General features: G+C 59.9%; 26 protein-coding genes. 8 read left to right on the plus strand and 18 right to left on the minus strand.

Translation table 11 applies throughout. The features are described from left to right. Positions 1–16: 16 nt before the first annotated feature. Positions 17–1,540 (plus strand): apolipoprotein N-acyltransferase, encoded by a 1,524-nt coding sequence (gene lnt / locus FHL07_RS16180; RefSeq protein WP_138738697.1) that lies wholly within the window; start codon positions 17–19, stop codon positions 1,538–1,540. Between the two features lie 147 nt (positions 1,541–1,687). On the opposite strand, the gene FHL07_RS16185 is transcribed toward lnt, so the two are convergent. Beyond that, positions 1,688–2,449, minus strand: coding sequence for a YdcF family protein (locus FHL07_RS16185; RefSeq protein ID WP_095019046.1), 762 nt, complete (start codon positions 2,447–2,449; stop codon positions 1,688–1,690). A 157-nt stretch (positions 2,450–2,606) separates the two neighbouring features. Next, the gene (locus FHL07_RS16190; protein ID WP_094999426.1) at positions 2,607–2,891 is read right to left on the minus strand and encodes a hypothetical protein; all 285 of its coding nucleotides are present in this window, start codon (positions 2,889–2,891) and stop codon (positions 2,607–2,609) included. A gap of 235 nt (positions 2,892–3,126) precedes the next feature. On the opposite strand from FHL07_RS16190, the gene leuS reads away from it, so the two are divergent. The 5 genes from leuS (at position 3,127) to FHL07_RS16220 (ending at position 9,193) form a co-directional block, all read left to right on the plus strand. After that, the gene (gene leuS, locus FHL07_RS16195; RefSeq protein ID WP_095024989.1) at positions 3,127–5,733 is read left to right on the plus strand and encodes a leucine--tRNA ligase; all 2,607 of its coding nucleotides are present in this window, start codon (positions 3,127–3,129) and stop codon (positions 5,731–5,733) included. 89 nt (positions 5,734–5,822) lie between these two features. Further along, positions 5,823–6,428, plus strand: coding sequence for an LPS-assembly lipoprotein LptE (locus tag FHL07_RS16200; RefSeq protein ID WP_094999428.1), 606 nt, complete (start codon positions 5,823–5,825; stop codon positions 6,426–6,428). Between the two features lie 42 nt (positions 6,429–6,470). Next, positions 6,471–7,508, plus strand: a complete 1,038-nt coding sequence (gene holA / locus FHL07_RS16205) for a DNA polymerase III subunit delta (RefSeq protein ID WP_138738698.1) — start codon at positions 6,471–6,473, stop codon at positions 7,506–7,508. 174 nt (positions 7,509–7,682) lie between these two features. Then, the gene (gene arfA / locus FHL07_RS16215; protein WP_003444166.1) at positions 7,683–7,832 is read left to right on the plus strand and encodes an alternative ribosome rescue factor ArfA; all 150 of its coding nucleotides are present in this window, start codon (positions 7,683–7,685) and stop codon (positions 7,830–7,832) included. A gap of 50 nt (positions 7,833–7,882) precedes the next feature. Then, a complete protein-coding gene (locus tag FHL07_RS16220; RefSeq protein WP_095020953.1) occupies positions 7,883–9,193 on the plus strand; it encodes a lytic murein transglycosylase in 1,311 nt (436 codons plus the stop codon). Between the two features lie 138 nt (positions 9,194–9,331). On the opposite strand, the gene FHL07_RS16225 is transcribed toward FHL07_RS16220, so the two are convergent. From FHL07_RS16225 to FHL07_RS16285, 13 genes are all read right to left on the minus strand, one after another. After that, a complete protein-coding gene (locus FHL07_RS16225; protein ID WP_095020954.1) occupies positions 9,332–10,294 on the minus strand; it encodes a S66 peptidase family protein in 963 nt (320 codons plus the stop codon). 4 nt (positions 10,295–10,298) lie between these two features. Beyond that, positions 10,299–11,339 (minus strand): lipoyl synthase, encoded by a 1,041-nt coding sequence (gene lipA / locus FHL07_RS16230; RefSeq protein WP_094999432.1) that lies wholly within the window; start codon positions 11,337–11,339, stop codon positions 10,299–10,301. A 1-nt stretch (position 11,340) separates the two neighbouring features. Then, positions 11,341–11,994, minus strand: a complete 654-nt coding sequence (lipB, locus tag FHL07_RS16235; RefSeq protein ID WP_094999433.1) for a lipoyl(octanoyl) transferase LipB — start codon at positions 11,992–11,994, stop codon at positions 11,341–11,343. Next, on the minus strand, positions 11,994–12,269 hold the full coding sequence (locus tag FHL07_RS16240; RefSeq protein WP_016779266.1) for a DUF493 domain-containing protein: 276 nt from the start codon (positions 12,267–12,269) through the stop codon (positions 11,994–11,996). The genes lipB and FHL07_RS16240 overlap by 1 nt, the downstream gene beginning before the upstream one ends. A 79-nt stretch (positions 12,270–12,348) precedes the next feature. Beyond that, entirely contained in the window at positions 12,349–13,506 is a 1,158-nt protein-coding gene (locus FHL07_RS16245) for a D-alanyl-D-alanine carboxypeptidase family protein (RefSeq protein ID WP_094999434.1), read from the minus strand. A gap of 176 nt (positions 13,507–13,682) precedes the next feature. Next, positions 13,683–14,672, minus strand: coding sequence for a septal ring lytic transglycosylase RlpA family protein (locus FHL07_RS16250; RefSeq protein ID WP_138738700.1), 990 nt, complete (start codon positions 14,670–14,672; stop codon positions 13,683–13,685). After that, complete coding sequence (mltB, locus tag FHL07_RS16255) at positions 14,672–15,682, minus strand: lytic murein transglycosylase B (RefSeq protein ID WP_094999436.1); 1,011 nt, start codon at positions 15,680–15,682, stop codon at positions 14,672–14,674. Before mltB ends, FHL07_RS16250 begins: the two co-directional genes overlap by 1 nt. 17 nt (positions 15,683–15,699) lie before the next feature. Beyond that, positions 15,700–16,803 (minus strand): rod shape-determining protein RodA, encoded by a 1,104-nt coding sequence (gene rodA / locus FHL07_RS16260; RefSeq protein WP_165484550.1) that lies wholly within the window; start codon positions 16,801–16,803, stop codon positions 15,700–15,702. Positions 16,804–16,834: 31 nt separating this feature from the next. Continuing rightward, positions 16,835–18,730, minus strand: a complete 1,896-nt coding sequence (gene mrdA, locus FHL07_RS16265; RefSeq protein WP_094999438.1) for a penicillin-binding protein 2 — start codon at positions 18,728–18,730, stop codon at positions 16,835–16,837. Positions 18,731–18,742: 12 nt separating this feature from the next. Continuing rightward, a complete protein-coding gene (gene rlmH, locus FHL07_RS16270) occupies positions 18,743–19,210 on the minus strand; it encodes a 23S rRNA (pseudouridine(1915)-N(3))-methyltransferase RlmH (RefSeq protein ID WP_003444191.1) in 468 nt (155 codons plus the stop codon). Between the two features lie 9 nt (positions 19,211–19,219). After that, positions 19,220–19,714 (minus strand): ribosome silencing factor, encoded by a 495-nt coding sequence (gene rsfS / locus FHL07_RS16275; protein WP_016779261.1) that lies wholly within the window; start codon positions 19,712–19,714, stop codon positions 19,220–19,222. Positions 19,715–19,786: 72 nt separating this feature from the next. Continuing rightward, on the minus strand, positions 19,787–20,509 hold the full coding sequence (nadD, locus tag FHL07_RS16280; protein WP_232527619.1) for a nicotinate-nucleotide adenylyltransferase: 723 nt from the start codon (positions 20,507–20,509) through the stop codon (positions 19,787–19,789). Then, positions 20,478–21,749: a glutamate-5-semialdehyde dehydrogenase gene (locus FHL07_RS16285; RefSeq protein ID WP_095019051.1), complete on the minus strand. Its 1,272-nt coding sequence runs from the start codon at positions 21,747–21,749 to the stop codon at positions 20,478–20,480. Before FHL07_RS16285 ends, nadD begins: the two co-directional genes overlap by 32 nt. Positions 21,750–21,925: 176 nt before the next feature. Between FHL07_RS16285 and FHL07_RS16290 the strand changes: the two genes are divergently transcribed. Further along, positions 21,926–22,594: a DNA-3-methyladenine glycosylase gene (locus FHL07_RS16290; protein WP_138738718.1), complete on the plus strand. Its 669-nt coding sequence runs from the start codon at positions 21,926–21,928 to the stop codon at positions 22,592–22,594. Positions 22,595–22,755: 161 nt separating this feature from the next. After that, positions 22,756–24,072: a bifunctional DedA family/phosphatase PAP2 family protein gene (locus FHL07_RS16295; RefSeq protein ID WP_095024992.1), complete on the plus strand. Its 1,317-nt coding sequence runs from the start codon at positions 22,756–22,758 to the stop codon at positions 24,070–24,072. A 2-nt stretch (positions 24,073–24,074) separates the two neighbouring features. On the opposite strand, the gene FHL07_RS16300 is transcribed toward FHL07_RS16295, so the two are convergent. Genes FHL07_RS16300 through FHL07_RS16310 form a run of 3 tightly spaced genes read right to left on the minus strand, consistent with a single transcriptional unit; the run spans position 24,075 to position 25,751 of the window. After that, on the minus strand, positions 24,075–24,665 hold the full coding sequence (locus FHL07_RS16300; RefSeq protein WP_094999442.1) for an LON peptidase substrate-binding domain-containing protein: 591 nt from the start codon (positions 24,663–24,665) through the stop codon (positions 24,075–24,077). A gap of 10 nt (positions 24,666–24,675) precedes the next feature. Continuing rightward, positions 24,676–25,392, minus strand: coding sequence for an LrgB family protein (locus FHL07_RS16305; RefSeq protein ID WP_094999443.1), 717 nt, complete (start codon positions 25,390–25,392; stop codon positions 24,676–24,678). After that, on the minus strand, positions 25,389–25,751 hold the full coding sequence (locus FHL07_RS16310) for a CidA/LrgA family protein (RefSeq protein WP_094999444.1): 363 nt from the start codon (positions 25,749–25,751) through the stop codon (positions 25,389–25,391). Before FHL07_RS16310 ends, FHL07_RS16305 begins: the two co-directional genes overlap by 4 nt. Positions 25,752–25,841: the final 90 nt, after the last annotated feature.

Below are 25,841 nucleotides of genomic sequence, written 5' to 3' on the forward strand. Positions count from 1 at the left end.
AATACCAAGGATTGAAATGCGCTGGATAACCTCCCCCGGCTGGCCCGGTAACCTGCTGGCCGTGGTGGCCGGCGCACTGACAACCCTGGCGTTGGCCCCCTTCGATATCTGGCCATTGGCACTGGTTGCCCTGGCCATGTTCTATCTCGGCTTGCGCGACCTGTCACCAAAACAGGCGCTGGGCCGAGGCTGGTGTTTCGGTTTTGGCCTGTTTGGCGCGGGCACCAGCTGGATCTACTACAGCATCCACCACTTCGGCGGCGCTTCGGTGCTGCTGGCCGGTTTCCTGATGTTGTTGTTCACGGCAGCCATCGCCTGGTTCTTTGCCCTGCCCGCCTGGGTGTGGGCGCGCTGGATCCGTCGCAATGAAGCGCCGTTGGCCGATACCCTGGCATTTGCTGCGCTATGGGTTGCTCAAGAGGCGTTCCGCGGCTGGTTCCTCACCGGTTTCCCATGGCTGTACTCCGGTTACAGCCAGCTGGACGGCCCTTTGGCCGGGCTCGCACCGTTGGGCGGCATGTGGCTGGTGTCTTTCACTCTGGCCCTGACCGCTGCCCTGCTGTGCAATTTGCCACGCCTGATCAAGGCCAGACGCAAGGCTTTTGTCGCCGCAGGGGTGGTCTTGCTGATCGGCCCCTGGGCCGTCGGCCAGGCCCTCAAGCACCACGCCTGGACCAGCCCTTCAGGTGACCCGCTGAGCGTGGCGGCGATCCAGGGCAATATCGAACAAAGCATGAAATGGGACCCGGCCCAGGTCAATGCACAGCTGGCCCTTTACCGTGACATGACCTTCAGTTCCAAACGTGTCGACCTGATCGTTTGGCCGGAAACCGCTGTCCCTGTCCTCAAAGAGAACGCTGAAGGCTTTTTGAGCATGATGGGCCGGTTTGCCGCCGATCGTAACTCAGCGCTGATTACCGGCGTGCCGATCCGCCAGGAAGTGCGACATGAACCGCGCTACTTCAACGGCATCACCGCTGTGGGCGAGGGCGATGGTGTTTACCTGAAACAGAAGCTGGTGCCATTTGGCGAATATGTGCCGCTGCAGGATGTACTGCGCGGCCTGATCGCATTTTTTGATCTGCCAATGTCGGACTTTGCCCGCGGCCCGGCGGACCAGGCCATGTTGCAGGCCAAGGGTTATCAAATAGCGCCATTGATTTGCTATGAAGTGGTGTATCCGGACTTCGTGGCCGGGCTTGCTGCCCAGAGCGATATCCTGCTGACCATCAGCAATGACACCTGGTTCGGCACCTCGATTGGGCCGCTGCAACACCTGCAAATGGCGCAGATGCGTGCCCTGGAAGCCGGGCGCTGGATGATTCGGGCCACCAACAATGGCGTCACGGCATTGATTAACCCGTTTGGGCAAATCACCACGCAAATTCCGCAGTTCGAGCAAGGCATCATGTACGGCGAAGTGGTGCCCATGCACAACCTCACGCCTTACCTGCAATGGCGCTCATGGCCACTGATCATCCTGTGCAGCCTGCTGATTGGCTGGGCCCTGATCACCAGCCGGATTGCCAAGACGGTCTAACCTTGTGCTTCTGCGTCTTCTACCCTCACCCCAACCCTCTCCCGGAGGGAGAGGGAGCTGACAGGTGGTGTTGCGTAGAGCTGCTTTTGCCTTTAATCCCCTCTCCCTCCGGGAGAGGGCCAGGGTGAGGGGCTTTTGCTTAATGGGTCAGCGATAAAACAACGGATAGGCAACCTGCCCTACCGCTTCATTGATCAATAGCCCGGACTGCCAGAACGCTTTGTACTCAGGCATCCAGCCCCCCAGCGGCCGCGCATTGTCGGCACTGAAAAAACCGACCGGCGCAGGCACCACGTCAAAACCAGCCTTTTCAAAACTCCACACCGAACGCGACATATGCCAGCCGTGCGTCACCACGACCACCCGCTTGACCCCCAGCGGCAGCAGAATGTCTGCGGTCATTTTGGCGTTTTCCCACGTTGTGCGGCTTTGCTCTTCTTTCCACCGTACTTGCACGCCGAAATCATCACGCAATGAATCCGCCATCAACTGCGCCTCACTGGGCGGCGAGCCGTAGTGCAAACCGCCAGTGGTCAACACCGGCAAGCCCGAAGCCTTCGCCAGTCGGGCGGCATAGCGCTGGCGCTCCAGACCGATGCCGGTGGGCTGATCGCTGCCCCAGGCCGGATCCCCCCGCTCACGCCCCGAGCCCAACACCACAATGGCATCGGCACGCGCGGCCAGCGTCGACCACTCGCTCTGCGCCAGCGGTGGTTCGCGCTCCAGCACACGGGCGCCCCACTCCACCATTATTGGCAAACTCATCAGCCAGAAGCCGCCCAGCCCCAGGGCAAACAACACACCCGCCACTCGCGGGCGCGAACGCCGTAGCCACCAGGCAAGCGCCAGGAGCAACAGAAAAATGCCAGGGGGTAATAGAAGCTGTTTTAAAAAGTATCGAATAGGCATCGAGCATCTCCAAAGATGCCCGAAGCCTAAGGGGGTTGATTGAGCGCATCAACAACGCAGGTGAGAAACCCAAACACAAACGTGTAATGCATCAACCCGGAGGTACAACTTTCTTGATGCGGCTTTGTTGAAGGCCGGGCTTGAATCGCCGTATGGCCTAAGCTCCCTGCACCCTGTCTTTAAGCCAGATAACCTTGGCCCTGGGGGCATCCTGCATGTTCACGCTGCCTTGCGAGCGTTTAATTGCCTCACGCCCGATCCGGTTCAAATAGAGGTTGATCAACTCCAGCTCGGCATGACTCAAGCCTCGCAATTCCAACTCGACTGGGCGTTCATCACGTAATTGGACAGCCGTCTTTGCTGAATCAAGAGCCACACTCAAACGATCAATCAGCCGCTCATACACTTGCGATGTTGCTACGCTGCGTTGCAACTCTGCCATCCGTCCACCTCATTTAAGGAAATGAATCTCCCCCACAGGAGAGCTTAGCTGCGCTTGTAAAAGCGGCGTGCTGCTGCGACCAACGGAGTGATGAGGCAATCAGGGTTTCCCTCGATAGAGCGGGGTCATGTATGCTACGGGACTTCCTGTAACCCCTGCTCCAACCTGACCGGGCAACACTGTCGCCGGTCTATGTTGAAGAGGATTAGGCCACCCTTTATCAGTACAAGTAGCCATGCACGAACAATATCAGCCCCGTGAAATAGAAGCCGCCGCCCAATCATTCTGGGACAACCAAAAGTCCTTCGAAGTCAGCGAAGATCTAGGCAAAGAGACGTTCTACTGCCTATCGATGTTCCCGTACCCAAGCGGCAAGCTACACATGGGGCACGTGCGCAACTACACCATCGGTGACGTGATCTCCCGTTACCAGCGCATGCTCGGCAAAAACGTCCTGCAACCCATGGGTTGGGACGCCTTTGGCATGCCGGCCGAAAACGCCGCGATGAAAAACAAGGTCGCGCCGGCCAAATGGACGTACGAAAACATCGCCTACATGAAAACCCAGCTGCGCAGCCTGGGTCTGGCCGTTGACTGGTCGCGCGAAATCACGACCTGCAAGCCGGATTACTACCGTTGGGAACAATGGCTGTTCACCCGCCTGTTCGAAAAAGGTGTGATCTACCGTAAAAACGGCACCGTGAACTGGGACCCGGTGGACCAGACCGTTCTGGCCAACGAGCAAGTGATCGACGGCCGTGGCTGGCGTTCGGGCGCGGTAATCGAAAAACGCGAAATCCCGATGTACTACTTCAAGATCACCGCTTACGCGGATGAGTTGCTGGAAAGCCTCGACGATATGCCGGGCTGGCCCGAGCAGGTCAAAACCATGCAGCGCAACTGGATTGGCAAATCCCGCGGCATGGAAGTGCAGTTCCCTTACAACGTCGAGTCCATCGGCTCAGCAGGCGCGCTCAAGGTTTTCACCACCCGCCCTGATACCTTGATGGGCGCGACCTATGTCGCTGTGGCTGCCGAGCACCCGCTCGCCACCCAGGCAGCGCAGGGCAACCCCGAGCTGCAAGCGTTTATCGCCCAGTGCAAAGGCGGCAGCGTGGCAGAAGCCGACATGGCAACCCAGGAAAAAATGGGCCTGCCAACCTCGCTGTTCGTCGAGCACCCGCTGACCGGCGAAAAGCTTCCTGTATGGGTCGCCAACTATGTACTGATGCATTACGGCGACGGCGCGGTGATGGCTGTACCAGCACACGACGAGCGTGATTTCGAATTCGCCACCAAGTACAACCTGCCGATCAAGCCGGTTGTGCGTACCAGTGCTGGCGACGAGTCACCGGCACCGTGGCAGGACGCTTACAACGAGCACGGCCCGCTGATCAACTCCGGCGAATTTGACGGCCTGGATTTCGACGCCGCATTCGCCGCCATCGAAGCCGCCCTGACTGCCAAAGGCCTGGGCCAGGCCCGCACCCAGTTCCGCCTGCGTGACTGGGGCATCAGCCGCCAGCGCTACTGGGGCTGCCCGATCCCGATCGTGCATTGCGATACCTGCGGTGACGTACCAGTACCTGAAGCCCAGCTGCCAGTGGTCTTGCCAGAAGATGTCGTACCCGATGGCGCCGGTTCGCCACTGGCACGCATGCCTGAATTCTACGAGTGCAGCTGCCCTAAATGTGGCGCACCGGCCAAACGCGAAACCGACACGATGGACACCTTCGTCGAGTCGTCGTGGTACTACGCACGTTACGCCTCGCCGCACTATGAAGGCGGTCTGGTCGAGAAATCGGCAGCAGACCACTGGCTACCGGTGGACCAGTACATCGGCGGTATCGAACACGCCATTTTGCACCTGCTGTACGCGCGCTTCTTCCACAAGCTGATGCGTGACGAAGGCCTGGTCAGCTCCAACGAGCCGTTCAAGAACCTGTTGACCCAGGGCATGGTAATCGCCGAGACCTACTTCCGTACGCTGGACAACGGCGGCAAGGATTACTTCAACCCGGACGACGTGGAAATCGAACGTGATGCCAAGGCCAAGATCATCGGCGCCACGCTGAAGAGTGACGGCCTGCCGGTGGAAATCGGCGGCACGCAGAAAATGTCCAAGTCGCTCAACAACGGTGTTGACCCGCAATACATGATCGAACAGTACGGCGCAGACACCTGCCGCCTGTTCATGATGTTTGCTTCGCCGCCTGACGCAAGCCTGGAATGGTCCGACTCGGGTGTTGAAGGCTCCCACCGCTTCCTCAAGCGTGTATGGCGCCTGGCCCATGCCCATGTAGGCCAAGGCCTGCCGGGCGCGCTGGATATCGCCAGCCTGAACGATGAGCAAAAAGTCATTCGCCGTGCCATCCACCAGGCTATCAAGCAAGCCAGCCAGGACGTCGGCCAGCACCACAAGTTCAACACCGCCGTCGCCCAGGTGATGACCGTGATGAACGTGCTCGAAAAAGCACCGCAAGCGACTGAACAAGACCGCGCCCTGCTGCAGGAAGGTCTCGAGACTGTAGCTCTGGTACTGGCGCCGATCACACCGCACATCAGCCATGAGCTGTGGAACCGGTTGGGGCATGCAGGTGCAATCATCGACGCTGCATGGCCAACCCTGGATGAAACCGCGCTGGTTCAAGACACCCTGCAACTGGTTATCCAGGTCAACGGCAAGCTGCGCGGGCATATTGAAATGCCAGCTGCTGCCAGCCGTGAAGAGGTTGAAGCTGCTGCCCGCACCAACGAAAACGTACTGCGCTTTACAGAAGGCCTGACGATTCGCAAAGTGATCGTGGTACCAGGCAAATTGGTCAATATCGTCGCCAGCTAACTGGAACAGGCGCCCGCGTCATGCGCGGGCGCCCAACAAGACCTTCAGGGCCGCGTGGTCGGCCCATCTGGTTTCAAGGGGAGCAACACATGATCAAACGCAACTTGCTGGTGATGGGTCTCGCAGTTCTGTTGAGCGCCTGCGGCTTTCAACTGCGCGGTACCGGCACCAACCAGCTGACGATCACCGAACTCGATGTCAGCGCGCGCAACGCCTATGGCGACACTGTGCGCCAGCTGCGTCAGGTGCTGGAAAACAGCGGCGTGAAAATCACTGCCAACGCACCATACAAACTGGTTCTGACCGACGAGAAGGAAACCCAGCGTTCTGCCAGCTACACCGGCAATTCGGGTACCGCCGAGTATCAGTTGAACAACGTAGTGAAATACGAAATTCAGGGGCCTAGCCATCTGACGCTGCTGAGCGACAAGGTTGAAGCCTACAAAGTCTACCTGCAGGATGGCAGTAACGTGGCAGGCAGCACCCAGGAAGGCGACATGATCCGTAAGGAAATGCGCCGCGACCTGATCCAGCAACTGGTTCTGCGCCTGGAGCAATTGACCCCGGCCCAGCTGGAAGTACTGCAACAGCAAGCCGAAGCGAAGGCCAAGGCTGAAGCCGATGCCATCGAAGCTGCACGCAAGGCTCAAGAGGAAACTCCTCAACAGTCGCCTCTCGAACTGCAAAACCAGTAAGGCATACGGGGCGCTCAAGCGCCCCGCTATCGTTATGGTCCTATGAAACTCGCTCCCGCCCAACTCGCCAAGCATCTGCAAGGCCCTCTTTCGCCCGTCTACATCATCAGCGGCGATGACCCGTTGTTGTGTCAGGAAACCGCCGACGCCATCCGCAGTACCGCCCGCAAGCAGGGTTTCGATGAGCGCCAGGTGTTCAGCGCCGACGCCAGCTTTGACTGGGGCACGCTGCTGCAAGCCGGTGCCAGCATGTCGCTGTTTGCCGAAAAGCGCCTGCTGGAACTGCGCCTGCCTTCGGGCAAGCCTGGCGACAAGGGTGCTGCGGCGTTGATCGAATACTGCTCGCGCCCTGCCGAAGACACCCTGCTGCTGATCAGCCTGCCCAAACTCGACGGCAGTGCGCAAAAGACCAAGTGGGGCAAGGCGCTGATTGAAGGGGCGCAAACCCAGTTCGTGCAGATCTGGCCGGTGGACGCCAACCAGTTGCCGCAATGGATTCGCCAGCGCTTGTCGCAGGCCGGGCTGTCGGCCACCCATGATGCGGTGGAACTGATAGCAGCCCGGGTCGAAGGCAATCTTCTGGCTGCTGCGCAGGAAATCGAAAAGCTCAAGTTAATGGCTGAAGACGGGCAAATCACTGTCGAAACCGTGCAAGCCGCAGTGGCTGACAGTGCGCGGTTTGATGTGTTTGGCCTGGTGGATGCGGTACTTAACGGCGAAGCTGCCCATGCTCTGCGTATGCTCGAAGGCTTGCGCGGTGAAGGCGTAGAGCCTCCTGTGATCTTGTGGGTCCTGGCGCGTGAGCTGCGGGTACTGACCAATATTGCCCTGCAGTACAGCCAGGGCACGCCATTGGACAAGGCGTTCAGCCAGGCGCGACCACCGGTGTGGGACAAGCGCAAACCGTTGATGAGCAAAGCCTTGCAGCGTTATTCGGCGCAGCGCTGGGCACAATTGTTGTTGGACGCGCAGCGTATCGATGCCCAGATCAAGGGCCAGGCAGCAGGGTCTGCCTGGAGCAGCCTGAGTCGTCTGGTGCTGCTGATGTGCGGGCAACGCCTGAATCTGCCAGCTGAATAAACACTGCTTTCTGTGGGAGCGGGCTTGCTCGCGATGCGGGCGTCGCGGCCTGACAGGCTGATAGCGTTGATGCTAACGCGAGCAAGCCCGCTCCCACCGATCACTATCCTGTAGACAATACGAAAAAACCGGCCGATGATTTGCGCTTGTTCAACTCAAGCGAGAGCACATGCCATGAGCAAGCGCCCCAACAAGGCCAAATCCATTGTTGCCCAACCCCTGTTCCGCAGCCGCCAGGAACGCCCCGCCAAAGGCAAAGGCAGCTACCGCCGCGAAGCCTTCCAGTCGAGAGACCGGGAGGCTTTTTACTTTCTGGCTGCCTGACGGCGGGGATGATAAGGTCTGCTTCTGTTTTGCATTACCTGGACCTGCGCATGCTCTCACGTCATACACGCCGTTGGCCGATGCGCCAACTGATCGCTGCTTCCAGCGTCATCCTTTTAGTCGCCTGCGCAGAGAAACCGACCGCAGCCGATGCTCAAACCTTGCCTGTGGTACCTCCGGCACCTGCGGTCATCAGCAGCGCGCCAGTGCCAGGCACCGACACCCCTCTTGTTCAGCCCACTCAAAGCTTCAGCGAATGGCAAGCCGATTTCCGCGCCCAGGCGCTTAAAGCCGGAATCAACCCGCTGGTATTCGATAACGCCTTTGCCGGCATTACGCCAGACATGAGCGTGATCAAGGCCGACCGCAGCCAGCCCGAATTCAGCCGCCCGGTCTGGGAGTACCTGGACGGTGCCCTGTCGCCTTTGCGTGTACGTAATGGCCAGCGTTTGCTGGAGCAGAATGCCGAACTGCTGGGCCGCATCGAGCAGCGTTATGGCGTTGATCGCCAGGCGCTGGTTTCGGTCTGGGGCATGGAAAGCAATTTTGGCTCGTTCCAGGGCAACAAGTCAGTCATTCGCTCCCTCGCCACCCTGGCCTATGAAGGGCGTCGCCCGGAGTTTGCTCAAAGCCAATTGATCGCTGCACTGAAGATCATTCAGGAAGGCGATATAAGCCCCGAGAAAATGCTCGGCTCGTGGGCGGGCGCAATGGGCCAGACCCAGTTCATCCCCACCACCTATGAAACCCACGCCGTGGATTTCGATGGTGATGGCCGTCGTGATATATGGAACAGCTCGGCAGATGCCCTGGCCTCGACTGCCCACTACCTGCAAAGTTCGGGCTGGAAGCAAGGCCAGCCGTGGGGCTTTGAAGTGACGCTACCTGCCGGGTTCGATTACGCCCTGGCAGATGGCGCAATCAAAAAGAGCGTTGCCGAATGGCAAAAACTGGGAGTCAAGGTACCTGCCAGCGCGGCAGGCTCAGAGCAGTTAAGCGCTGCCCTGCTGCTCCCTGCAGGCTATCGTGGCCCGGCGTTTCTGGTACTGGATAACTTCCGCGCCATCTTGCGTTACAACAACTCATCATCCTATGCACTGGCCGTGGGCTTGTTGTCGCAACGTTTCAACGGTGGCGGGACCATTTTGGCCGACTGGCCAAAAGACGACCGACCGCTGAGCCGCTCCGAGCGCGTCGAACTGCAAATGCTGCTGAGCCAGCGCAATTATGATGCGGGTAATGCAGACGGCATTATCGGCGCCAATACCCGCAAGGCTATTCGCAGCGCGCAGCAGGCCATGGGTTGGCCAGCAGACGGCTATCCGAGCCACAAGCTGCTGGAGAGTTTGCGTAATCGGTGAGGTTACTGCCCTCACCCCAACCCTCTCCCGAAGGGAGAGGGGGCCTGATTGGGGGATATTTCAGAATCGCTGCAGTCTGACAGTTGTGAGTTGAATCCTGCATCACTTCGGTCTGTCCCCTCTCCCTCCGGGAGAGGGTTAGGGTGAGGGGCTTTTGACCTTCACAACATCCTGCTCAAGCACCAACACTTGCAGATCCGCATCCAGCCTGACCTGCGCACCCATCGGCAAGGTCAGGTTCGGATCGCAATGCCCGCTGCGCCAACCGGCCAGCACCGGAATACCCAGACCGCCCAGCTCCTGGGTGAGCAACCGCTCCAGCGCCGCAACATCAACTCCGGCCACGTCCCCCACCAGCACTCCGCGCAACCTGTCGAGCTTGCCCGCCAGGCGCAAATGCGTCAGCAGACGGTCGACCCGGTACAACGGTTCGTTGACGTCTTCGATAAACAGGATGATGTCTTCGCTGTCCAGTTCAAACGCCGTGCCCATCACCGCGCAGATCATCGACAGATTGCCACCCAGCAAACGGCCACTGGCGCAGCCCGGGGCAATGGTCGTCAACGGCCAGGCCGCGGGATGCTCCAGCACGGGCGGCTGTTGCCCGCCGAGCATACGCAGCAATGAAGTTTCGGTAGGCGGTTGTTTGTTGCCCAGCAGATCAGCGTTCACCATTGGCCCGTGAAAGGTCACAAAGCCCGCGTAACGGGTGATCGCCAGATGCAACGCGGTGATATCGCTGTAGCCGACAAACGGCTTGGGATGACGACGCAACAGCTCAAAGTCGATGCCATCGAGCAAGCGCGGGCTGCCATAGCCGCCGCGCAGGCAGAAAATGGCATCAATGCTGTCATCGGCAAAAGCCTCATGCAGGTCGCGTAAACGCTCTGCATCAGAACCGGCAAGATAACCCTCCCGCTGCCACACCCCCGGATAGACCCGCAGCTGGTAGCCGCGTGCATGCATCCATTGGGTCGCGAGGTTCAGGTCAAGTTCGGCAGGGCCTGCCGGGGCGATCAGGGCGATCACCCCGCCAGCGGGCAACGCGGGCACCGCGCTATGGGCCTTGAAGGACACTGGCGCGGTGAGCCGGTTAGTCATGGAGTCAGGCACTCACCAGCATGGATTTGACCAGCTTGGCTTGTTCATCAGCGTGGTACGAAGAACGTACCAGCGGACCGGATGCCACGTTTTTAAAGCCCATTTTGTAGCCTTCCTCGGCAAACCACGCGAAGGTGTCCGGGTGCACGAAACGCTGGACCGGCAAGTGGTTGCGTGACGGTTGCAGGTACTGACCCAGGGTCAGCATGTCGATGTCATGTTCGCGCATGCGCTTCATCACTTCGATCACTTCCTCGTCTGTCTCGCCCAGCCCCAGCATCAGGCCCGACTTGGTCGGAATGTGCGGCATCATCTGCTTGAAGCGTTGCAGCAGGGTCAGCGACCACTGGTAATCGGAGCCCGGACGCGCAGCCTTGTACAGGCGCGGCACAGTTTCGAGGTTGTGGTTGAATACGTCCGGCGGCTCGGCTGCGGTGATTTCAAGCGCAACATCCATGCGCCCACGGTAGTCCGGAACAAGTGTTTCGAGCAGCACGCCCGGCGACAGTTTGCGGATTTCGCGAATGCAGTCGGCAAAGTGCTGGGCACCACCGTCACGCAGGTCATCGCGGTCTACCGAGGTGATCACCACGTACTTCAGGCGCAGATCAGCGATGGCAATCGCCAGGCTTTCCGGCTCATTGGTGTCCAGTGGCTTCGGTCGGCCGTGGCCCACGTCACAGAACGGGCAACGACGGGTGCAGATGTCACCCATGATCATGAAGGTCGCGGTACCGCCCGAGAAGCATTCGCCCAGGTTCGGGCAGGAGGCTTCTTCGCACACGCTGTGCAGCTTGTGCTTACGCAGCAGGGACTTGATACGGTCGACTTCCGGAGAAACCGGAATGCGTACGCGAATCCAGTCAGGCTTCTTCGGCAGTTCGGTGGTCGGAATGATCTTTACCGGGATACGCGCAACCTTCTCGGCACCGCGCAACTTGACGCCGGTCTCAACCTTGGAACGGGCCTCGCTGGCGCGGGCCGCACGTTCTGAGATATCCAGCGTTGGGATCAGGGTTTGAACAGCGTCTTGCGCAGTAGTCATATCAATCGATTCCGCCCGTCAGGGTCGTCTGCTCAGCATAGTCGAGGTGTTTGACGAGCTGCGAGCGCAGCCGGGCACCAACCTCGGCAAATTCAATCGGCCCTGCATGGTCACGCAGCTGGGTCATCGCCAGCCCCGCATAGCCACAGGGGTTAATCCGTCGAAACGGTTCCAGGTCCATGTCCACATTCAGGGCCAGGCCGTGGAAGGAGCAGCCATTGCGGATCCGCAGGCCCAAAGAGGCGATTTTCGCGCCATCGACATACACGCCCGGCGCATCGGCCTTGGCTGCAGCGCTCACGCCATAGCTGGCGAGCAAGTCGATCAGGCACTGTTCCATCCGCGTGACCAGCTCACGTACGCCATAGCCCAGCCGGCGCACATCGAGCATCAGGTAGGCAACCAATTGGCCGGGGCCGTGGTAGGTCACCTGGCCACCGCGATCCGACTTGACCACCGGGATATCTCCCGGTAGCAGCAGATGCTCGGCCTTGCCTGCCTGGCCTTGGGTAAACACCGGCGGGTGCTGCACCAGCCAGACTTCGTCTTGCGTGTCCGGCACCAGCTTGCGCTCATCGGTGAAACGCTGCATCGCCAGCCAGGTGCGCTCGTAATCAAGCTGGCCCAGCTCACGAATACCCAAGACCTGCGACATCACAACACCATATGTACGAAGCCGGTGGCTCGCAATTCGCTGTTGATGTTGTAGAGCTGATCCTGATCAGTGGCCACGATATGCAGCTGGATCGTCGTGTACTTGCCGTTGGTGCTCTGGCGCTCATCGACACGATCATCGTTGACCGTCGCGTGTTTCTTGACGATATCGATGATTTTGTCCTTATTGCCCACACCCGTGTCGCTGATCACCTTAACCGGGTAATCCACGTTGGGGAATTCGATCTTTGGCGCCTTTACTTCGGTATCGCTCATGGCGTATTGGCCTCGTAAGCCCGGAACAACAAAGGTGGCCCCGCGCAGGGTAGGCGCGGGGTCACACAGGTGGGTGCAATCAGTTGAACAGCCCGTAGAAGAATAGACGGATGCTATCCCACACGCGTCGGAAAATACCACCTTCCTCGACGGGCTCAAGGGCGATCAGGTCAGCACTGTGCACAACCTTGTCGTCAAGTTTGACCTCAACCTTGCCGATCACATCACCTTTGGCGATAGGGGCCATCAGTTGCGGGTTCATGGTCATGCTTGCAGCCAGCTTTTTCAGTTGGCCTTTTGGCAGGGTCATGGTCAGGTCATCCGCCAGGCCAGCCTTGACCTGGTTGGTGGTGCCTTTCCAGACCGGAGCCTGAGCCAGCTCGGTGCCCTTCTGGTAGAAGGTCTGGGTTTCGAAGAAACGGAAACCGTAGGTCAGCAGCTTCTGGGTCTCTGCAGCACGGGCCGCTTCACTGTTGGTGCCGAACACCACGGCGATCAGGCGCATGCCATCACGTACGGCCGAAGACACCATGCAATAGCCGGCTTCGTCGGTGTGACCGGTTTTCAGACCATCAACGGTTTTGTCGCGCCACAACAACAGGTTGCGGTTAGGCTGCTTGATACCGTTCCAGAAGAACTCTTTCTGCGAGTAGATCGCGTAGTGAGTCGGGTCTTCGTGGATGATGGCGCGAGCCAGCAACGACATGTCGTGAGCCGACGAGTAGTGATCCGGGTTCGGCAGGCCGGTCGGGTTCATGAAGTGGCTGTTGGACATGCCCAGCTCACCGGCGGTCTTGTTCATCATGTCGGCAAAAGCGTCTTCGCTGCCGGCAATGTGCTCGGACAGGGCGACGCTGGCGTCGTTACCCGACTGGATGATGATGCCATGCAGCAGGTCGCTGACCGACACCTGGGTGCCGACCTTGATGAACATCCGCGAACCACCGGTGCGCCATGCGTTTTCGCTGACAGTTACCGGGTCGTTTTCGCCGATCTGGCCACGACGGATTTCCAGAGTCGCGATGTAAGCGGTCATCAGCTTGGTCAGGCTGGCTGGCGGCAGACGCTGGTCGCCGTTGTTCTCGACCAGCACGTTACCGCTGCTGGCATCCATCAGAACATAGGACTTGGCTGCAAGTTGTGGTGGCGACGGCATCATCTCGACTGCCCAGGCGGCAGGAGTGACGATCAGCGGTACTAGCAGGCACAGGCGTTTGGCAAAGGTGGTGATGTTCATCCGTCTCTCGAAGTTGTTAATGGAAACTTACCCTCGCGGGCAAAACTGTACAGGCAGTCGTTTGACTGACTGCCGCGTATTCAGTTGCAGTCCCGGCCCCTGGAAGGGCTTTTATTCTTGACCTCTGCAACTGCGTTTGGGCCCCGACTGCTCAGGGCCCAACGCTTTGTTCGGTGTTACTGATCCGACGTCACAACGCTCGGCTGGCCCAGATTGGCCAGGCGCACGCTGTTTTGTGTTTGTGCCACCTCACCCGCCGAGGCTATTGGCCCCATGCGTACACGGTGCAAGGTTTGCTGATTGCGCACAATCGAACTGATAAACACGGGGGTACTGACCATGCCACTGAGTTTGGAACGAAGCAACTCGGCAGCGTCCGGATTGGCAAAGGCACCGACCTGAAGGTAGGTACCCTGGCCCTTGGCCATTGGACTGACCGGAACCACATCGGCAGCATGCTGCTGTGCGGGCGGCGTCCATTGTTCAACCTTACCGGTGGACACGGTCGGGGCGGTGTTCTGGGCCACTTTCGCTTCGTTGAGCATCAGCGGCGCAGGGCGACCGCGCTGAGCCCACCAGGCCTGAGGGTCAATACCTTCAACCTTGACCCGGGCCGTACCGGTTTCGGCATAGCCGAGCTTTTTGGCAGCAGCGTAGGACAAGTCGATAATACGATCCGAATAAAACGGGCCACGGTCGTTGACGCGCAGGATCACGGCCTTGCCGTTATCCAGGTTGGTCACCTTGACGTAGCTGGGCAGCGGCAAAGTCTTGTGCGCCGCGCTCATGCCGTACAGGTCATAGACCTCGCCATTGGCGGTGTTCTGGCCGTGAAACTTGGTGCCGTACCAGGACGCGGTGCCCGAGGCCACATAGGTCTTGGACTCTTGCATCGGGAAATAGGTCTTACCCAGTACCGAGTACGGCGCCGCCTTGTAAGGCCCGGTGTGCAGGGTCGGCGTGGCGTCGGGGATGCGCGAAACGTCAACATCCCACCACGGCGCACCGTCCTTGTGGGCACGGTTGATATCCAGGCCCGGCTTGGAACTGACCGCGGTCGATGTTTGCGGGGGCGTCGAGCGACTGCTCGAGCAGCTCACCAGCAGCAACGCAACAGCGGCGCAGGCGGCGAGTTTCAAAGGTGTACGGGTCGCTAGAAACGGCATTACTTGTTGCCCCGTGCTTGAACCAGCAGATCGGACAGTTGATGCACTGCCATGGCGTACATCACGCTTCGGTTATAGCGTGTGATCGCATAAAAGTTTTTCAGGCCCATCCAGTATTCAGGGCCGTCGGCGCCTTCCAGACGAAACGCCGTGACCGGCATATCGTCGCGCAACGCATCATGACTCGACCAGCCCAGCGCTCGCAACTCCCCGACGGTCTTGACCGGTTCGATCCCCTGGGTCAGGCCTTCATCGGCGCGATCACCGGTCACATCGGCGCGAATCACCACCGGCTCACCGGCTACCCAGCCATGACGTTTGAAGTAGCTGGCAACGCTACCGATGGCATCGTCCGGGTTGCTCCAGATATTGATATGGCCATCACCGTCGAAATCCACGGCATAGGCGCGAAAGCTGCTCGGCATAAACTGCGGCAAGCCCATGGCTCCGGCATAGGAACCCTTCAGGGTCAGCGGGTCAACCTGTTCTTCGCGGCTCAGCAACAGGAACTCTCGCAGTTCCTTGCGGAAAAACTCGGCGCGGGGCGGGTAATCGAAACCCAGGGTCGACAAGGCATCGATCACGCGGTAGTTACCGGTGTTGCGACCATAAAATGTTTCGACGCCGATAATCGACACAATCACCTGGGCCGGAACGCCATACTCCTGCTCGGCACGGGCCAGAACGGCTTCGTGCTCGCGCCAGAAATCGACACCGCGGGCGACGCGAGCGTCGGTCAAGAACATCGGACCGTATTCTTTCCACTGCTTGACCCGTTCGGCCGGGCGCGAAATGGCGTCGAGGATGCTCTGCTTGCGCTCGGCTTCGCGGAACACGCCCATCAGCTGCTCGCCGGCAAATCCGTAATCACGGGTCATTTCGCCTACGAACTCAGCCACCTGGGGCGAGCCTTCGTAGTCACCGGCCAGCGCACCCTGTGCGGTCCCGAACAGACCCAGCAGGCCTACCCACGACGCGTATCGAGCAGCCCAGCCACGCATTGCTTGCATTGAATAATTCACCTTAATCAAACTTGTGCGATCCACTTGCGATGTGTGTGGATCGACATCAAAACCCCGAACGCTGATAACAGCGTCACGAGCGAAGTGCCGCCGTAACTGATAAAGGGCAATGGCACGCCCACCACCGGCAGCAGGCCACTGACCATACCGATGTTGACGAAAACATAAACAAAAAACGTCATGGTCAGGCTGCCTGCCAGCAATTTGCCGAACAGGGTCTGGGCCTGGGCAGTGATCACCAGGCCACGACCAATCAACAACAGATAAATAAGCAGCAGCGCGCAAATGCCGACCAGACCGAACTCTTCGCCCATCACCGCGATGATGAAGTCGGTATGGCTCTCGGGCAGGAAGTCCAGGTGCGACTGGGTACCCAGTAGCCAGCCCTTGCCGAACACCCCGCCCGAACCAATCGCGGCCTTGGACTGGATAATGTTCCAGCCAGTGCCCAGCGGGTCGCTTTCAGGGTCGAGGAAGGTCAGCACGCGCTGCTTCTGATAGTCGTGCATCACGAAGATCCACATGGCCACCGCCACTGGAACCGTCGCTGCCAGTACGCTGAGGATCCAGCGCCAGCGCAGACCGCCCATGAACAATACAAATGCACCGCCTGCCAGTACCAGCAGCGCCGTACCCAGGTCGGGCTGGCGCACAATCAGGGCAAAAGGCACCCCGATAAGCATCAGGCTGACCGCCACATGCTTGAGTTGCGGCGGCAAGGTTCGCTTGGACAGGTACCAGGCGATGGTCGCGGGCATCAGGATTTTCATGAACTCGGAGGGCTGAAAGCGAATCACCCCGGGGATATTGATCCAGCGAGTGGCGCCCATGGCGTTGTGGCCCATGACATCCACCACCACCAGCAACATCACCCCGATCAGATAGCCGATCGGTACCCAGCGTGCCATGAATCGCGGTTCCAGCTGGGCGATGATAAACATCGATACCAGCCCGATACCGAACGAAGTCGCCTGTTTGCTCAGCAAGTCCCAGCTTTTGCCGCTGGCCGAATACAGTACAAACAGGCTGCCAGCCGCCAGGGTCAGCAGCAGAATCAGCAGCGGGCCATCGATATGCAAACGCTGAAGCAGCGTGGCACGGCGACGCATCACGTCCTCACTGGAGAGGATGCGGTCAAAATTACTCATCATTGGCCGGAACCTCTGCCTTTACGGGGCCGCCGTACTCGGGTTTGAGTTTGCCGTCTTCACCCAGCAACCAGGCATCCATGACCTTGCGCACCACGGGCGAGGCGACACGACTGCCGGCTTCGCCGTTTTCAATCATCACCGAGACGGTGATCTGCGGGTTGTTGGCCGGCGCGAAGCCGACGAACAAGGCGTGGTCGCGGTGACGCTCCTGCACCTTGGAACGGTCGTATTTTTCGCCCTGCTTGATCGCCACCACCTGGGCCGTACCGCTCTTGCCGGCAATCAGGTATTGCGCGCCAACGCCCGCCACCCGCGCCGTGCCGCGAGCGCCATGCACCACTTGCTGCATGCCGTGGTTGACCTTGGCCCAGTTGGACGGGTCACGCAGGACAATATCCGGCACCGGGTCCGGGTCCACCGGCGGTACGCCCTCGATGGTCTTGGCCAGGTGCGGACGGATCCACTTGCCTTTGCTGGCGATCAACGCGGTGGCCTGGGCCAGTTGCAAGGGGGTGGACTGCATATAGCCCTGTCCAATCCCCAGAATCAGCGTCTCGCCCGGGAACCAGGCCTGGCGTCGGGTGGCACGTTTCCACTCGCGGGACGGCATCAGCCCGGCGGACTCTTCGAACATGTCCAGCGAGACCTTGCGGCCGATACCGAACTGGTTCATGTAACTCGACAGACGGTCAATCCCCAGCTTGTGGGCCAGGTCATAAAAATAGGTGTCGTTGGAGCGCATGATTGCGGTATCCAGATCGACGTAGCCATCACCGCTACGGTTCCAGTTACGGTATTTGTGATCGTAATTGGGCAGCTGGTAATAGCCGGGGTCATACACCCGCGAGGAGCCGGTGATCACGCCGCTGTCCAGGCCGGCAATCGCCACTGCAGGCTTGATCGTCGAGCCCGGTGGATACAGGCCGCGCAGGATGCGGTTGAACAATGGTCGGTCAATCGAATCACGCAGCTCGGCATAGGCCTTGAAGCTGATGCCGGTCACGAACAGATTGGGGTCAAAACTCGGCTGGCTGACCATCGCCAGCACTTCCCCCGTCATCGGGTTGAGTGCAACCACTGCGCCACGACGCCCTGCCAGCGCCTCTTCAGCTGCTTCCTGCAGTTTGATATCGAGGCTGAGTACGATGTCCTTGCCAGGGATCGGGTCGGTGCGCTTGAGTACTCGCAACACGCGGCCACGGGCATTGGTTTCGACTTCTTCGTAACCCACCTGGCCATGCAGCTCGGCTTCGTAGAAACGCTCGATGCCGGTTTTGCCGATATGGTGGGTGCCGCTGTAATTGACCGGATCGAGGGTTTTAAGCTCTTTTTCGTTGATCCGCCCCATGTAACCCACCGAGTGCGCAAAATGCGCGCCTTGAGGGTAATGCCGCACCAGTTGCGCAACCACTTCAACCCCGGGCAGGCGGAACTGGTTTACGGCAATCCGGGCGATCTGTTCTTCGTTGAGCTCAAACAGAATGGGCACCGGCTCAAACGGCCGCCGCCCCTGCTTCATGCGCTTTTCGAACAGGGCGCGATCCTCGGGCGCAAGCTGCAACACTTCAACAATAACGTCGAGCACTTGCTGCCAGTCACCAGAGCGTTCGCGGGTCATGCTCAGGCTGAAGCTGGGGCGGTTGTCTGCGATCACCACGCCATTACGGTCAAAAATCAGACCGCGGGTAGGCGGGATCGGCTGCACATGCACCCGGTTGTTCTCTGACAAGGTGGAGTGGTAGTCGTACTGCACCACCTGCAGGTAATAAAGCCGCGCGAGCAGCACACAAATCAGCGTCACGACCACAATCGCACCGACCACGACTCGTCCGCGCACAAGGCGTGCGTCTTTCTCGTGGTCTTTAAGGCGGATCGGCTGAGTCATTCAGAGCGCTGACTATTTGTGATACGGGTGCCCGGACAGCACTGTCCAGGCGCGATACAACTGCTCACCGATCAGAATCCTCACCAACGGGTGCGGCAGCGTCAATGGCGACAGCGACCAGCGCTGGTCAGCGCGGGCACAGACTTCCGGCGCCAGCCCTTCCGGGCCACCGACCATAAAGTTCACCGTGCGCGAATCCAGGCGCCAGCGGTCAAGCTCAACCGCCAGCTGCTCGGTACTCCACGGTTTGCCGTGCACTTCGAGGGTTACGATGCGCTCGCCCGGGCCTACCTTGGCCAGCATGGCTTCGCCTTCCTGGCGGATGAAGCGGGCCACGTCAGCATTCTTGCCACGGGTGTTGAGCGGTATTTCCACCAATTCAAGTGCCAGCTCGGATGGCAGACGCTTGGCATATTCATGCCAGCCTTCTTCCACCCACTTGGGCATACGCGAACCGACAGCGATCAAACGCAGGCGCACAGCGAACCCTTACTCTTGGTCTTTGTTGAGCTTCAGGAAGTGCTCATGGGTGTTTTCCGGGCTGTGGTGAGCAGCGCTGCCTGCACGGCTTTGTTCAGCACCGGCCCACAGACGCTCCAGGTCGTAGAACTGACGGGCACTGGCGGTCATCATGTGAACGATCACGTCGTCCATGTCCAGCAGAACCCAGTCGCTGTCGCCCTTGCCTTCTTCGCCCAGCGGCTTGACGCCCAGAGCCTTCACCGCTTCGCGGATCTTGTCGAGCATCGCACCGATCTGACGGTTCGAAGTACCGGTAGCGATGATCATGAAGTCAGTGATGCTGTGCTTGTCACGCACGTCGATGACCTGGATATCCTGGGCCTTGACGTCTTCCAGGGCGGCAACAGCAACCTTGACCAGCTCTTCACCCTTGAGAGGCTCGGCGCTGAAGGTTTTTTCCGGCAATGGCGCGCTTTTGAAGGTGCCTTTGCGCTTTACTTTGCTTACATCTTTGTCAGTCATATAAAACTCGTTTTGCTCGTATGTTCGGGTGTTTCAATACACGACAATTGGCGCCTTGAAACACACCCTTTTTCAGTTCGACGCACGGTAAAGCCCGTGCGCATCGATGTAGGCCAGGACCGCGTCGGGCACCAGGTAACGTACCGACTTACCGCTGGCCAGCAGTTGGCGGATCTGGGTGGCGGATACCGCGAGCGGCGTCTGCCAAACGAATGCAATCTGTCCGCTTGCCCCCTTCAGGGCCAGCGGGTCGCTTACCGAGCGCGCTGCCAGCAGATTGCGCAAGGCATCCGGCGGTTCGCTGTCGGCATCCGGGCGCTGTAGCACCAGGATATGGCAATGCTGGAGCAACTCTTCCCAGCGATGCCATGTGGGCAGGCCGCAAAACGCGTCCCAACCCAACAGTAAAAACAACTGGTCATACGCGGCCATCTCGGCCCGCATCAATTCCAGTGTATCGATCGTGTAGGACGGCTTGTCCCTTTGCAGCTCCCGGGCGTCCACTACCAGCGTAGCCACTCCTGCGACAGCGCACTCGACCATCGCCAAACGGTCGTGGGCTGACACCTGGGGGGTGTCACGGTGCGGCGGCCTGGCATTGGGGGTCAGACGCAGCTCGTCGAGCCCCATCATCTCCGCCACTTCCAGCCCGCCACGCAGATGACCGATATGCACCGGATCGAAGGTTCCGCCCAGTACGCCTATGCGCTGGGGTAACACGTCGATCACAGGTGCCGGCGCTGACGCTTTCAGCTTGACCAAGTCAGACTGGCTCCTGACCGCGCAACTGGCCATCGCCGACCACAATGTACTTCTCGCAGGTCAGACCTTCGAGACCCACCGGGCCGCGGGCGTGCAGCTTATCAGTAGAAATGCCAATCTCCGCACCCAATCCGTATTCAAATCCATCGGCAAAGCAGGTTGGTGTGTTGAGCATCACGGAACTGGAGTCCACTTCGGCCATAAAACGCCGGGCATCGCCCTGGTGTTCGGTGACGATCGAGTCGGTGTGATGGGAGCCATAGTGATTGATATGCTCAATCGCCTGGTCCAGACCCTCCACGATACGAATCGACAGGATGGCATCCAGGTACTCGGTGTTCCAGTCGTCTTCAGTGGCGGCAACCACGTCGATCAACTCCCGGGTACGCTCGCAACCGCGCAGTTCGACGCCCTTGGCACGAAATTGTTCAGCCATTGCCGGCAAAAATTCTGCCGCGACGGCCTGATCCACCAGCAGGGTTTCCATCGCGCCGCAAATGCCATAACGGTAGGTCTTGGCGTTGAACGCAATGCGCTGCGCCTTGGCAAGATCGGCATGGGCACTGACGTATACATGGCAGATGCCGTCCAGGTGTTTGATCACCGGCACCTTGGCATCACGGCTGACCCGTTCGATCAGCCCCTTGCCGCCGCGAGGCACGATGACATCAACGTACTCGGGCATGGTGATCAGCGCGCCGACAGCGGCACGATCGGTCACTTCAACCACTTGCACCACGGCGGGCGGCAAACCGGCTTCGGCCAGGCCGCGCTGGATGCACACTGCAATGGCACGGTTGGAGTGAATCGCCTCGGAGCCACCGCGCAGGATGGTTGCGTTGCCCGACTTCAAGCACAGGCTGGCAGCATCAATGGTCACGTTAGGACGCGACTCGTAGATGATTCCGACTACACCCAGCGGTACACGCATCTTGCCGACCTGAATACCCGAAGGGCGGTAGCTCATGTCGCGAATCGCGCCGATGGGGTCTGGCAGGCTTGCCACCTGACGCAAACCGACAATCATGCTGTCGATGCGTGCAGGGGTCAGCGCCAGGCGCTCCAGCATGGCCGGCTCAAGGCCGTTGGCCCGGCCGGCGGCCAGGTCCAGTTCGTTGGCAGCAACCAGCTCCAGACGTGCGGCATCCAATGCAGCAGCAGCGCCGTGCAGGGCACGGTTTTTCTGCGCCGTACTGGCACGGCCGATCACGCGGGAGGCTTCGCGAGCAGCGCGACCCAGGCGGGTCATGTAGTCAAGAACGGACTCAGTCATGGTCTCAAGGGTCTTGGCAGGGAGGAAAGCGGCCGATTATAGCGGTCCCGCCGCCTCACGCACAGCGGTGGCAGGCGGATGGTCGAAATGGACCACAAATACACTGCGTTCAGCCCCGATTAAGCATGACTTGCTATGATCTGCACCTTTTCAGCTATCCACTGACCGTCCTGCACATGCCCATGATGCTGCCTGATGCCTTTTTCGATCGAGATGCCCAGCTTGTTGCTTGCCAACTGCTGGGCAAAGTCATTCGCCATCGGGTCAACGGGCTGTGGCTCAGCGCCCGGATTATCGAAACCGAAGCCTATTACCTCACCGACAAAGGCAGCCACGCCTCGCTGGGCTATACCGACAAGCGCAGGGCGCTGTTTCTCGATGGCGGGCATATCTACATGTATTACGCCCGCGGCGGCGACTCGCTGAATTTCAGTGCCCACGGCCCCGGCAACGCAGTGCTGATCAAATCGGCCCATCCCTGGCTTGATGAGCTGGCGGGCCCGGACAGCCTGGCGCAGATGCAACGCAACAACCCGGACGCCCAAGGCAACCCCCGGCCCGAACACAAACTGTGCGCGGGGCAAACCCTGCTGTGCAAAGCGCTGGGGTTGAAGGTGCGCGAATGGGATGCAAAATGTTTCGACCCCGAACGCTTGTGGGTCGATGACGTCAGAGAACCACCTTCGCAAATTATCCAGACCACCCGTCTGGGCATCCCCCACGGGCGCGACGAGCATTTGATGTACCGCTTTGTCGATGCTGACTACGCTGCGTATTGCACGCGTAATCCGCTGCGTCGCGGGCAGGTTGAGGGGCGGGATTTCATCACCCTGGAGCACAACTGATCCTGTGGGAGCGGGTTTGCTCGCGATGGCATCGCCGCAATTGTCCTGACAGACCGCGGGGCCTGCATCGCGTGCAAACCCACTCCCACAACTAGAGCCGGGCCAGCTTCAAGACTGTAGCGCCTACAAACAACCTAATAAGCAGACAAGGAAATCGGAACATGGGCCCATGGCTCGATAGCATCACCGGCTGGCTGACAGCCAACCCGCAGTGGCTGGGCCTCGCGGTGTTTATTGTGGCTTGCGTGGAGTGTCTGGCAATTGCCGGCATCATTGTTCCCGGCACCGTATTGTTGTTCGCCATTGCCGTCATGGCCGGCAGCGGCGCCCTGTCCCTGGGCCAAACCCTGCTGCTGGGCTTTCTCGGCGGGTTGCTCGGCGACGCGGTGTCCTACGCCCTGGGCAGGCGCTTCCACCAGAACATTCGCCGCTTACCCCTCTTGCGCACTCATCCCGAATGGATGAACGGGGCCGAGAGCTACTTCCATCGCTACGGTATTGTCAGCCTGCTGGTCGGGCGCTTTATCGGCCCGCTGCGGCCCATGCTGCCGATGGTGGCCGGGATGTGCGACATGCCGATCCCGCGCTTTATCGGCGTCAGCCTGCTGGCCGGAGCAGGCTGGTCGGTGGCGTACCTGCTACCGGGCTGGGCCACCGGTGCTGCCATTCGCCTGCCACTGCCCGAAGGCTTCTGGCTACAGGCCGCCATTGTTGCCGCGGGCCTCGCCGCCCTGCTGGGCCTGAGCATCAATGCCAGTATCCGTCGCCAACCCCGGGCCACGCTGCTGATCGGCACACTCAGCTTCGCCCTGCTACTGGCCGTCTTTATCGGTTATCCACACATGACCGCCTTCGACCAGGGCATCACGGCCCTGGTACAAGAGCATCGCAGCAGTGCCATGGACAGCGCCGCCGTGCTGGTGACGCAAATCGGCAACTTCCGTACCCAGTTTCTGGCGGCAGCCCTGGTGTGCGTCATTCTGCTGTTTACCCGGCAATGGCGGGCAATGTGGTTCTTTGGCGGGGTCACGCTGTTTACCGCGCTGGCCAATACCGCGACCAAGCACTTCTTCGCCCGGGTGCGCCCCGAAGTGCTGGTGGACCCGCTGACCAGCTACAGCATGCCCAGCGGCCACAGTTCAGGGGCATTCGCATTTTTTATAGCCCTGGCCATTCTGGCCGGGCGCAACCAGCCACAACGCATGCGCGTCACCTGGGTATTGCTGGGTTGCCTGCTGGCGATCACCGTGGCGATGTCGCGGGTGTACCTGGGCGCTCACTGGCCAACGGACATCACCGCTGGGGCCCTGCTCGCCATCACTGTCAACGCATTCGCTCTGGCGTTAAGCCAGCGATACATGCCCCTTGAGCCGGTCCCGCAGAAAATCTGGTGGCTGATCTTGCCGTCAGTCACTGCGCTCTACGGGTTTTTCATGCTCGGGCACTTGTCCAGGGAACTGCTGCGCTACGCCTACTGAGATCAGTTGAGGGCTTCGCCCTGGATCTCATCGAGCAGCACTTGTATCCCGTCCAGACGCTGCTGCGGGTCATTGACCTGCAGCAGTTCGATCTTGTCTGCCTCGGCAAAGGGCAATAGGTACGCCAGTTGATTGGACAGCGACTGTTGCCCCGCCACCTCGGTGTTCATGTTCAGGGCCGCCACCATCGGGTGCTCGGCCAGCGCCTTGAGCAAGGCCAGCAGGTCCTGGTCTTCTTCCTGCAGGGGCTGCTCGGGGGCGTCATCCAGCCACTCGACTTGCGCCAGCAGTAGCTGATCGCGCTGCAACTCAGTGCCCAGCACTTCAAAGCGCCGCCCGCCCTCGACGCGAATGCCCAGCAGGCCGTTGTCCTGCTGCTGAAAATCGCGAATCAAGGCTTCACAGCCAATCCCGGCGATACCCTGGGGTGCATTGCCGACCTCACGGCCATCCAGGATGCACACCACACCAAAGCCTGTGCCCTGCTTCATGCAGCGGGCAACCATGTCCAGGTAGCGCGCCTCAAATATCTGCAAATCCAGCACACAACCTGGAAACAGCACAGTATTCAAAGGAAACAGCGGCAATGTCATAGCTTCACCCTTACACCATGAGGGTCACGGCCAACGGCAGGAACACCGCCGTACCCAGACCCATCAGACTCATCGCCAGCGCCGCGAAGGCGCCACACTCTTCACTTTCCTGCAGGGCCACCGAAGTGCCAACCGCGTGCGCCGTCATGCCCAGGGCCATACCTCGGGCCTCCGGGCTGTGAACCCCGAGCAGGCGCAACAGGCCCGGCCCGCAAATTGCGCCGATCACCCCGGTAATCAGCACAAACACTGCTGCCAGCGCCGCCACACCACCAATCTGCTCGGCCACCAGCATGGCAATCGGTGAGGTCACCGACTTGGGCGCCAGGGTCATCAGCATCATGTGCTCGGCCCCGAACCACCAGGCCAGGCCCACCACCAACGCAGTGGCGAACACGCCGCCAATTACCAGCGTAGTAAAAATGGGCCAGAACAACTGCCGGATCCGCCGCAGGTTCAGGTACAGCGGCACCGCCAGCGCCACCGTTGCGGGGCCCAGCAAAATACTCAGGATATCGGTGCTCTTGCGGTACTCCGCGTAGCTCAGGCCGCAACTGAGCAGCACACCGATCACCAGCAGCATCGAGGCCAGCACCGGCTGCAGGAAGAGCCAGCGGGTTTTCTCGTAAGCGGCGAGCACCAGTTGATAGGCGCCCAGGGTGATACCGATACCAAACAACGGATGATGGATGACTGACTCCCAGGCGCCCTGCCATTGCAGATTCATGGCCGCTCCTCGGGATGGCTGTGATTCTTGAGCAGACGCTGCATCAGTACGCCGACGAATGCCATCGAGATCAATAGCGACAGCACCAGCGCCCCGACAATCGCCCAGAAGTCAGCGGCAATATCGGCGGCGTACACCATCACGCCCACCGCGGGCGGCACCAACAGCAAGGGTAAATAACGCAACAACCCGCCGGCAGCCTGACTCAATGGCTCGCTGACTTGACCGCGCACCATCAAGAAGCCCAACAACAGCAGCAATCCGATAATGGGCCCGGGCAATACGGGGACGAACAAGTGATTGAGGGCGGTACCGAGCAATTGAAACAGCACCAGCCAAGTCAAGCCGCGTAGCAACATTTCACCTCTCCAGCGAATATTTTTGTGCCGCATTATAAGCACGTCCTACCGACCAACGGCCCAGGCTTGCACCTTGGCATACAATAACTG

Source organism: Pseudomonas sp. FSL W7-0098 (assembly GCF_005930585.1).
Taxonomy (GTDB): domain Bacteria; phylum Pseudomonadota; class Gammaproteobacteria; order Pseudomonadales; family Pseudomonadaceae; genus Aquipseudomonas; species Aquipseudomonas bubulae.